9 protein-coding genes are annotated in these 10,131 nt (G+C 48.5%); 2 read left to right on the top strand and 7 right to left on the bottom strand.

Annotation, left to right across the window (positions count from 1 at the left end; translation table 11 throughout):
* Positions 1-5: 5 nt before the first annotated feature.
* The 7 genes from HMPREF1250_RS08630 to HMPREF1250_RS08600 form a co-directional block, all read right to left on the bottom strand.
* A complete protein-coding gene (locus HMPREF1250_RS08630) occupies positions 6-1,277 on the bottom strand; it encodes a pyridoxal-dependent decarboxylase, pyridoxal-binding domain protein (RefSeq protein ID WP_023054276.1) in 1,272 nt (423 codons plus the stop codon).
* A gap of 111 nt (positions 1,278-1,388) precedes the next feature.
* The gene (locus HMPREF1250_RS08625) at positions 1,389-3,155 is read right to left on the bottom strand and encodes a 1-deoxy-D-xylulose-5-phosphate synthase (protein ID WP_023054273.1); all 1,767 of its coding nucleotides are present in this window, start codon (positions 3,153-3,155) and stop codon (positions 1,389-1,391) included.
* A gap of 298 nt (positions 3,156-3,453) precedes the next feature.
* Positions 3,454-4,437 carry a 2-keto-3-deoxygluconate permease gene (locus HMPREF1250_RS08620; protein WP_023054269.1) on the bottom strand — a complete coding sequence of 328 codons (984 nt, stop codon included), beginning with the start codon at positions 4,435-4,437 and terminating at the stop codon, positions 3,454-3,456.
* A 13-nt stretch (positions 4,438-4,450) separates the two neighbouring features.
* Entirely contained in the window at positions 4,451-5,071 is a 621-nt protein-coding gene (locus HMPREF1250_RS08615) for an RraA family protein (RefSeq protein ID WP_023054274.1), read from the bottom strand.
* 11 nt (positions 5,072-5,082) lie between these two features.
* Positions 5,083-6,336 (bottom strand): aconitase/3-isopropylmalate dehydratase large subunit family protein, encoded by a 1,254-nt coding sequence (locus HMPREF1250_RS08610; RefSeq protein ID WP_023054271.1) that lies wholly within the window; start codon positions 6,334-6,336, stop codon positions 5,083-5,085.
* Between the two features lie 2 nt (positions 6,337-6,338).
* Positions 6,339-6,851, bottom strand: coding sequence for a 3-isopropylmalate dehydratase small subunit (locus HMPREF1250_RS08605; protein WP_023054277.1), 513 nt, complete (start codon positions 6,849-6,851; stop codon positions 6,339-6,341).
* Between the two features lie 117 nt (positions 6,852-6,968).
* Positions 6,969-8,003: an aconitase family protein gene (locus HMPREF1250_RS08600; protein ID WP_023054270.1), complete on the bottom strand. Its 1,035-nt coding sequence runs from the start codon at positions 8,001-8,003 to the stop codon at positions 6,969-6,971.
* 231 nt (positions 8,004-8,234) lie between these two features.
* On the opposite strand from HMPREF1250_RS08600, the gene HMPREF1250_RS08595 reads away from it, so the two are divergent.
* A complete protein-coding gene (locus HMPREF1250_RS08595; RefSeq protein ID WP_023054272.1) occupies positions 8,235-9,434 on the top strand; it encodes a PrpR N-terminal domain-containing protein in 1,200 nt (399 codons plus the stop codon).
* Between the two features lie 11 nt (positions 9,435-9,445).
* Positions 9,446-10,131 (top strand): hypothetical protein (locus tag HMPREF1250_RS08590; RefSeq protein ID WP_155914515.1); only part of this gene is annotated, 686 nt, incomplete at its 3' end.

Genomic DNA, 10,131 nt, shown 5'->3' with positions numbered 1-10,131 from the left:
ACTCCCTAGCTCTGCTTGCTTTTCATCACTGGATAAATTGCGCATGCGCACCATAACGTCGGCAGATGGAATTCTGATCCGTAACGCCGGAGAGCTGAATAACGCTGCTTTCCAAGCCAAGCGGCGAGGCGTCCGTCACCTGGCGCACCTCCGCCACCGTGACAGGCCGGTTCTCCCACATCTCCCGCACTGGAGAAAAAGAGCGGCGAAAGAGTCCGACCGTAACTGCCGGCGTGAGAAAAAGCCAGTATATCGCCTGCCGCCGCTTTCGGCAAAACGACATCTTCACAGAGAATATCCAGAGCCATGCAGAGATTGCCGACAACGGTGACCCTTTCCATTTCTTTCACGTCGCTCAGCAGAAAAACGCGGGATGAATCGTACGTCGTAAACAACGGCTCCATGCCGGCAGGTTCGGCGTCTTGCGCCAACTGCCGAACAAATCGGACAATTACGGGCCGTAAAAAACCGTTTAAAGCGTTTTGCACGACAAGGTACGTTTTTCCGCCACATATTTTTTTATCGATAATCGGCGTATAGTACGTGCCGGCCGTGCAAGTAAGGAAACGGCCGCTTTCTATATACAACTTCGCCTGCAAAGCCGCGGTATTACGAGCGCATATATCCGAAACAGCAGCCGCCAACACGGAAAAATATTGCAGCACAACGCCAAAAAGAGCCGACACCCGTTCGGCCAACTCGTAACAGGCCCGATAATACGCGCCGATCCGAACCGCATCAAGCACCTGAGAACGCAAATGGACATGAATGCCCGTAATGCGCACCTGGGGCCATTGTTTTACAATAGCTGCCAACTGCGGCAGCAGCTTCTCATCAATGCCGAATGGGGCCGGACCGGCAAGTCCTCTGTCAAAAGAACGCTGCGGCTGAATGCGCAGGCCGATAGAAAGAATTTCCCGTCTTGCCGCCGCAGCCGCGGCCAAGCGTTCCACTTCGCCGAGACTGTCGGCAACAAAGACACATTTCCCCCAAACACGGCATATATCTTCGTCACTTTTCCCAGGTGACGAATAAAAAATACGATCGGGCACAGCGCCTTGCGACAAAGCCAACTCCACTTCCCGAGCGGAAGCCGCGTCGGCACCGAAGACCTGAGACAGCACCGCTTTGACAACTGGCGGATACGGGTTGGCTTTAACCGAATACAATACGGAAAGTCCCGGCAGCGCTGCCTTCAACTGCAGACACCGAGCCGTAATACAAGCCTGATCGTAAATATAACAGGGCGCATGATCGCGAATAAATGATTGCCCCATGCGCTTCACCTCCACCTTATCATCGGTTCGCGCAGCGTCGGCGCGAAAAAAAATGACAAACGGTCACGGTGCCTCAGCTGTCAAAAAACTGCGGCCGTTCTTTTTTTCACGTTACTCCTCAGTCCGTTCCGGTTCTTGCGCCTGCAAGATTCTGGCGATATCGGCGACAATACACGCTGGTTCCAAACGATAGCGACTGTACAGCGTTGACAAGGGTACGCAGTTCGTAAATTCCTTTTCCGCCCCGTAAGACAACACCTGTACGGCAGTCGTTCCGTAAAAAGAGGCGACACGCTGCCCGAAACCACCGCTGACAATGCCGTCTTCCAAGGTCACCACCAAGCGATGCGACGCTGCCAGCTCCTGCAGAACCGTTTCGTCCACTTCGCTGTACACGCGGGGATTGATCAGACTTCCTGCAATGCCATATCGCCGCGCCAACAGGCTGCATGCCTGACAAGCCAGATCATAAAACTGTCCCAAGCCGATAAAAGCGACTTCTTTACCGGTTCTGACCAGTTGAAATTGCCGCCTGTTCGCCGCTGTAAACGGTCTGCCGGCCTGATACGTATAGATCCGATTCGGTACTCTGATTACGACCGGCTCTTCCTGCTGATCGACAGCCCACTCCAGCATCTCCACAAATTCCCCCTTCGTGGCCGGCGCCAGGCAGAGCAATCCCGGAATAGAGGCCGTCATAGCCAAATCGTACATGCTGGCATGCGCGGCATCCATGGCGGATATGCCGCCGCCTGACGTAAACGAGAGGATGACGGCGCTGCTGCCGTTAATTGCCAGATCATGCATAAGCTGGTCATACGTACGTTGCAGAAAGGTTCCATAATCGAGGACGACAGGCTTAGCGCCGGCTTTTGCCATCCCGGCCGCAAAAGAAACTGCGTGCGCTTCGGCAATGCCGACATCAATATACTGCCGGCCTGCTTGCTCCCGAAATGCCGTATCCGCTCCCACGTTGCGGGGGACGGCGGGACAGACCGTGATCACAGACGGATCTGCCGCCATCTTTTTCAGCAGAACCTGCCGCGTAATGGCGTCGCCGCGTTCACCGGCCACGCTCTTCCCCGGCTTATGAAGATGGTGATAAGCCTCGCGGTCTCTTTCCGCCGGCTCATAGCCCTTCCCTTTTTGTGTACAGACGTGAATGACGAGAGGACGCTGACGCTCCTTTTCTTCGGTAAAAACCCGAATCAACGCGCCCAGATCATGCCCGTCTTCCACAAAGCGATAGGCCAGACCGCAGGCGGTGAAAAAATTATTGGCCGACTGTCCCCCCGTTCGCCTCAATTCCCGTAAATTTCTATATATGCCGCCATGATTCTCGGCAATGGACATATCGTTATCATTGACGATGATAAGCAAATTACCGTCCAATTCAGCGGCATTATTCAATCCCTCGAAGGCTTCGCCGCCCGATAAGGCGCCGTCACCGATAACGGCGACAACCCGGTAGTCGTCGCCGCAGCGATCTCTGCCGGCCGCCAATCCCGCCGCCAAACTGACCGATGTCGACGTATGTCCCATCAAAAAGGTATCATGCTCACTTTCCCGGGGATTCGTATATCCGGTAAACAGAGAATCTGCGGCAGGATCGAGAAACTTCCGCTTTCTCCCCGTCAAAATCTTATGGGTATAACATTGGTGCGACACGTCGAAAATAAACTTGTCCCGCGGCGAATCGAAAACATAATGCAACGCAAGTGTCAACTCCACAACACCTAAATTCGGTCCCAGATGACCGCCTGAAGCCAATGCGCTGTCAATCAGGACCTGTCGAATTTCACCGGCAAGCACTTCCAGCTCAGGAAGGGAAAGTCGTTTCAATTGTTTCGGACTATCTATCTGTGACAAATATTGCATGGTCTTCCTCTCTGTTAACAAATATAGTATATTGCCTGTGATAATAGTGTATCATTCTTACACGTTCAAGCATAGTCCGGTTCGCAAAAAAATCTGCCCTATCCCTGCCGAAACACTGCACATCTCCAGAACGAAAGCCCCTTTTTGTGAGTAACCGAAAATCCGTTACGACATAGTCATCAATAATAAACCAGCTATTTCCGGCTGGCATAAACTGCAAAAAAATTTCCTGAAAGCCAAATGATACATATCGACTTTCAGGAAACACGAATTTGTTACCGCATCGAACAGAACATATTTATGAATGCTCCACTTCTGGTGAATACTGAGGAGCTCCCCATTTCTTTAATACCCAGGCAGTCCACATGGGACATAAAATCGCCGTCACGATAACTGCCGCCGCAATTTGCACAGAAGCCAGCGCAGCGGCGTCCGTCAATTCCGGCACAACTTCGGCAATAATCGTCGGCGTCGCCACTGCCGATCCGGCAACAGAAGCCAGCGATGCGCCTGCATACCCGGGGCGGCGCAAAATAAGTTTATCGATTCCCGTCAACACAATCGCGCCAACGATGAACGCTACCACGCCCAAGAGAACGCCGCCAATACCGGCAGAAAACATCATGCCCAAATTGATGGATGATCCAATTGAAATGCCGACAAAAGGAATCATCAGCCGTGAACCTCCCTTAAAATAGTTGCGTACACCGGGATACAGATTCCCCAACACGATACCGAACAGCATAGGAAAAATCGTCGCAAACAGTGACATCAGCGGAATATGCGTTGCCCCGGAAGCCCCCAGCGCCACCATAGCCAGAAAAGGCCCGTCTTTTAAAGATAGTAAACTGTATGCGCCGAGATCAATATCTTCTCCGTATTCGGCAGTAATGGCGAGATAAATAGAGCCGTTAGAACTGAGCAGCGCCGTGTAAACAGCCAGCGCTGAAACGCCGAAAACGCCTGCAGGTCCAAAGATCATGCCAAAAATGGTTCCCGTCACATAGCCGGCTGCAAATTTCCCCAGCAGGAGCATGCCGCCACGCTGCAATGCTTCTGGCGCCTCATTTAACCGTAATCCCGTTCCGGCCATGAATAAGACCACCCCAGTTAACGGTACAACAGCCTTTTTCCCGAAAAGTGCCGTTGTAAGACTGCCCATATTGACAAAATCAGGAAACAGAGAATTGAAAATAATCGATAAAAACATCGGAATAATCATGGCTGCCGCTGGGATCTTCCGAAAGGCCATACAGGGGATATCGTATAAAATATAACTCATTTTTATCTCTCCTTTATTCATGAACACATTGTTCGTCAAGGAATTTCTGAAGCATATCGGAATCTGGTATCATCCTGGTCAGTTTCCATCGATCTGCCGCTTCTTTACTTTTTGCATTTTTTACGACATCAATCTGCTTTTCTTCCGGCACAACAACTACTCCATCGGCATCACCATAAATAATCATGCCCGGTTTCACGACGGCACCGCCACATTGTATCACCTGCTGCGTTTTTCCCAAGTAAACGGCAGCAGGAATTTTAGGTACCGCTCCTTTTGCAAAAACAGGAAACGATCCTTCACTGATGTCCAGACTATCACGAATACAGCCATCAATAACAATGCCTGCCAGCCCTCGCTTTTGGGCTATATGAACGACAATTTCACCTAAAAAAGCCACATCTGCGGAACCGTCGGTATCAATAACCAGGACCTCACCGGGAGCAGCGTCATGCAGTGCCTTAAAAACAACGGCACAGTCATTTTTTATGATTTGTACAGTAAAAGCCGGCCCGACCATTCTCATATATTTATTCAGCGGTTTGATATGGCTATTCATCGTGCCAACACCTTGTAACGCATCGGCAAGAGACGTCGTGGAAACACCTTGCCAATCATCTTTTTGAAAATTCACTACTTCTCCTCCTATCCCAATTCAACCGGATTAGTCAATTTCCCGGTAACGGCAGTGGCCGCCGCTACCGCCGGAGAGCTAAGGTACGTCCTGGATGCAGGACTGCCCAAACGGCCAAGAAAATTCCGATTGTTCGTGCCCAAAAGCACTTCACCGTCAGCTAACAAGCCACCACTGCGACCTTCGCAAAGAGAACAATATGGATGAGTGAACATGGCACCTGCTTTGACCAATATCTCTACGTATCCTAGCCGCAAGGCCTCCTTGAAAATCTTACGTGACGCCGGCGTAACAAGCAGTTCGACGGTCGGAGCAATCGTCCTGTTTTTCAAAATTTCGGCAGCAATCTCCAGATCCGCCAATCTGCCGTTCGTGCAGGAGCCGATAAAAACCTTATCCACTTTCATGCCCGCCAGCGCTGACAGCGGTCTGACATTGTCTACGTGCGGGTGCGCGGCAATATACGGTTCCAGCTCTTCTGCCCGGTAATACAGCACCCGTTCATAGGCGGCGTCATCGTCAAAACATATCCAGGAAATGTCGTCATACCGTACCTGACTGTATGCCGCTGTTTCCGGCGTCGGCGCAAAGAGTCCCACCTTGGCACCGCATTCCACAGCCATATTGGAAATCGTCAACCGCTCATCTACAGTCAGCTTGTCAACAGTACTGCCGCAGAATTCCAGCGATTTATAGGTGCCGCCTGCAGCTTGTAAATCTCCGAGCACCCGTAAAGCAATGTCTTTTGAATAGACTCCTTTCAGCAAAGTACCGTCGATTCTGATTTGAATCGCTTGCGGTACGCGGAGCCACATCTCCCCCGTTCCCAATACGGCTGCCATCTCCGTATAGCCAATACCCGTGGCAAAACAGCTGACAGCACCATACGTTGTCGTATGCGAATCTGTAACGAAAGAAAGATCTCCCGGTCTGACGTACCCCATTTCCGGCATCAGTTGATGGCAAATGCCATCGCCAACATGCACTTTTCTGGCACCGCATTCCTCTGCATAGCGGTAACCGTAATTCATATGATCGCCATCCAGCGGCAGACAAGTCGGAATTAAGTGGTCAAACATGATGATAACCTTCTGCGGATCCCATGATTTCGTAAAGCCCATTTCTTTGAATTTCCGGTATACATTCGTCGTATAAATGTCATGAAACATGACACAATCGGGATGTGTAACTAGAATATCGCCCGGTTTGCAGTCTTTTACACCAGTATTATGCATAAGGATCTTTTCCGCTAATGTATGTCCCATCTTCATTTCTCCTCTCTTTTTATGATGCGATTCCGGATCTGCATATGACGAACCAAGCCTCCATCAGCAACAATTTTAAACACATTATCCGGAATGCTTGGAATGTTAAAAGACTGTCCGTTGACACCTACTGTACCCGCCTTCAAATCAACGGACACAATATCCCCTTCTGAACAATGATCCGGCAGTTCCCGACTTTCCAACAGTAACAGTCCATTATTAATGGCATTGCGGAAAAAAATCCGGGCAAAGGATTTTGCGATAATGCAAGGCACTTGTAAAGCACTGATACATTCCGGCGCCTGTTCCCGCGAAGAGCCGCATCCAAAATTACTGCCGCCTACAAGAATATCTCCCGGCTGAATTTGGCCGGCTAATTCAGGCCGCAGCGGTTCAAAAGCATGTGTCTTTATTTCATCCATCGTGTCCAGTGTAAGCCATTGTGTCGGAATGATGATATCGGTATCAACATCATCGCCTAATTTCCATATTTTCCCCGAAAACTTCTTTTTCATACACTTTTCCTCCTACTCGCCAAGGACACCGTAAATAGCCGTTTTCGCCGCTACAGCCGGAGAACTCAGATAAACGCTGGCCGTCTTTGATCCGGAACAGCCGTCAAAATTATACGATCATGTCGATACAAGCACTTCTCCGTCATCAAGAATTCCCTGCGCTTTTCCCCAGCACACGCTACACCCCTGATTCATGACGATGGCCCCACAATCCAAGAAAATTTCCAACAATCCTTCTTTAGCGGCTTGCAGATAAATATCGCTCGTCGCCGGAGCAATGATAAGTCGGGTTCGATATGCCACCTTTTGTTCACGCAAAATCGACGCCGCTATCCGCAAGTCTTCCAATTTGCCACCGCGACAGCCGCCAATAAATACTTCATCCACCTTAACAGGCTCTATATCGGACAAAAGCTGTGCCTGATGAACGGCTCCCGGCAATGCTACCATGGCCGGTATATCCGACAAAGACCGCCTAATATGTCCTTCCAGTCCTGCCTCGCCGTCACTGAAAACTGCACTCATTGCACCGGCCTGTTGCGTCAGATGACACAAATCAAAACGCTGACTACGTGACAAGTCCCCTATTCCTACCCCTGTAAAAACCACGAGTTTCCCCTTTACGTCGAATGATTTAAGACGCGCCAACAACCACAAAGCGACATCTTGCATCATGGTCCTTGAAGCGGGAGTACTGGACAGTTCTATGACAAATAACTCCGGCCGGCTAAGCGTAATATGCTGATCGCGCAATACATCCGCCAATTCCGCTTCCGTCACCGTTAACCCGAGTATCCCTACAGCACCAAATCCAGCCATATGTTCCCCTGTCCCGACGATAACCTGATTCATATTGCCGTACGTTTCCATTACTCGCAAGTACCCTACGCCACAACACGTTTCCAATAACAGATTGTTTTGCACCCCCCAATCAATAAGCTTTCTCTGTTTAGCTCCGATAGCAATACTGCTGTTCGGCGTATCATGATCAATGCAAACAATTACCCTGTCTCGATCTTTTATGGAAATATGCTGCACGGTTTCCACAAAATCATCAGAAACAGCATCTGTAATAATGCTGTAATCAACAGGGAGAGTCCATGGTTGATGATATCGTTTTTCTTTTATCTCCCTTACAAAGCTATTTCTCATGCCGTCTCCTCCTCAGATTAACTACCATTTCCTGTATGCCCTTATTATAGAATGTATTTTCGGAACAACCAATTTATCGGTTTTTATCCGAGTTATCTTGTTAAATGTTTCATAATATATTATATTTTTATAAATGAAACAAATTTTCTAATTTCCAACTAAATTCTCATCTTTTTTATCCATGAACACCGTTGTAAAGCAAGTAGTCAACATTTGCATAAAGGAGTTTGTATGCTTAACCATACCGAATCTTCAATTACGCCCTACAAGGTTTGTATTTTAGCCTATGATTTTACGATGACCTTAGCACAGGACGTTATCGAAAAATTGCCGGACAATGATGTCAAATATTTGATCTTCAATGCGGGACTGGACGAAAAGCAAGATATTTGCGTTGCCGAGGCAAGACAACAGGGCTGTGAAGTTTTCGTGGCAGGCCCCGCTTCTGCAGCGAGATTTATGAATTATTACACGTACCCGCTGATTCCTTACGAAGTTCGGCCCATTGACTACATCATAGCCATCAACCAAGCTGTAAAATTGGGCGGCACTCATTTAGGGCTCGTCCGTTACCGTTATTCTCCTGCTCCTGACTTACCGCTGCTCCGTGAATTGACAAATATTTCGCTGACAGAACTTATTTATGATGAAATACCTCAAGTCTATTCGCTGGTCAAAAGAGCCTCCTGTGATATTTTCATCGGCAACTATCTGACGCAACATGCTGCAAAGGCGGCAGATAAACAGGCAATCTTACTCTATGCCGGCAAGGAAGCAATCCGTGATGCTTGTATACGGGCCGGAGAACTGGCGCACACGTTATATGATACGGAACGTGGAAAAGCAATCGCCGAATCTGTGCTCAATACAGCGCAATTAGGAATTATCGTTGCCAACGCGCAAGGAAATATTGAATTCTTTAACCGCACGATGCAACAATATACCGGTATGGGTCTTCACGAAGTCAGCAATCGTGCCTTGACAGAAGTATTTCCCAACTTACCGCTACACCGTTTTGTGAAAAGTGGCCTATTACAAAATGACAGTTATCATCTCATCAACGATACGATGATGAGATGCATTTTTCAAAAAATCATGGTCGGAACGCATACAGGCGGCACCCTGTTGACAATTCATCCAAATCCTCATAATTTGAAGAAAGAACGCTCACGCCCCAAATTCGTCGTTAAACCGATTTATAAACTGGAAAAAATTACGATGAACTCTCCAATCATGAAACGCGTAGTCACAGAATGTTACCATCTTTCTCCCATTGAACATCCCACCGTCATCATCGGCCCTTCCGGGTCCGGCCGGGAAGAGATAGCCCACTGCCTTCATAACGCCTCACGACGGGCAAGCAAACCTTGCATCATTTTACCCTTGATGAGGACCATGTTGCGACAATGCTTTATGGCTAACGTTCTGTAGACGGATTGCTTTTGAATGCTAACGAAGCAAGTATGATTATTAAAAATATATCGATTGCCGGGCCAAAATTACAAGCAGCCTTATTGTCAATCATACAACAACAACAATTTTTTCACCCCGGTATGATCGCTCCGATTACCTTTGACATCGTTTTCTACACAATCGTAACCGATGAGGAATACCACCATTTGCGTTCCGATTTGCGCTGCTGCTTTGATATTTTACACATCACATTGCCCCCTCTCTGTACCCGGAAAGAAGACATCTGCGAGTTATTTCAAAGCTATGTTATGCAGTTGTCACCAGATAAACGCGCTCACCAATTGACGCCATTGATGAAGGAAATTTTAACACAGTACAGTTGGCCAGGAAATGTTCGAGAACTCCGCGCCGTAAGCACTCGCTATGTGCTCCTCTTAAAAAAAGCTGCGCGTCACACTGTTCAGCACCGCTATGAATCTTTATTGAATGCCATCGGGCAAGATACGTTGCGGCATGACATTTACACACAATATCATGCCCTATTGGAACGCCCTATTAAAGATATGGCATCCTTTTATGCCGGCTTGAAACTATTACATCTATTTTTCAGCCAAACCTACGAAGAATTGGCTCAAGAACTTGGTCTCAGTCGTACTACGCTATGGCGTATCAAAAAAGAGGTTAGTGGTTACACCCCATTGGTGACACAAAAAAA

The sequence above is a fragment of the Megasphaera vaginalis (ex Srinivasan et al. 2021) genome (assembly GCF_000478965.1).
GTDB lineage: Bacteria > Bacillota > Negativicutes > Veillonellales > Megasphaeraceae > Megasphaera > Megasphaera vaginalis.
The sequence above is the reverse complement of the archived record's forward strand: the minus strand, read 5'-3'. Positions and strand labels throughout refer to the sequence as shown.

Excerpts from the sequence above, each read along its gene's own strand:
- HMPREF1250_RS08630 (WP_023054276.1), bottom strand. The coding sequence starts at position 1,277 with ATGGGGCAATCATTTATTCGCGATCATGCGCCCTGTTATATTTACGAT.
- HMPREF1250_RS08625 (WP_023054273.1), bottom strand. The coding sequence starts at position 3,155 with ATGCAATATTTGTCACAGATAGATAGTCCGAAACAATTGAAACGACTT.
- HMPREF1250_RS08620 (WP_023054269.1), bottom strand. The coding sequence starts at position 4,437 with ATGAGTTATATTTTATACGATATCCCCTGTATGGCCTTTCGGAAGATC.
- HMPREF1250_RS08610 (WP_023054271.1), bottom strand. The coding sequence starts at position 6,336 with ATGGGACATACATTAGCGGAAAAGATCCTTATGCATAATACTGGTGTA.
- HMPREF1250_RS08605 (WP_023054277.1), bottom strand. The coding sequence starts at position 6,851 with ATGAAAAAGAAGTTTTCGGGGAAAATATGGAAATTAGGCGATGATGTT.
- HMPREF1250_RS08600 (WP_023054270.1), bottom strand. The coding sequence starts at position 8,003 with ATGAGAAATAGCTTTGTAAGGGAGATAAAAGAAAAACGATATCATCAA.
- HMPREF1250_RS08595 (WP_023054272.1), top strand. The coding sequence starts at position 8,235 with ATGCTTAACCATACCGAATCTTCAATTACGCCCTACAAGGTTTGTATT.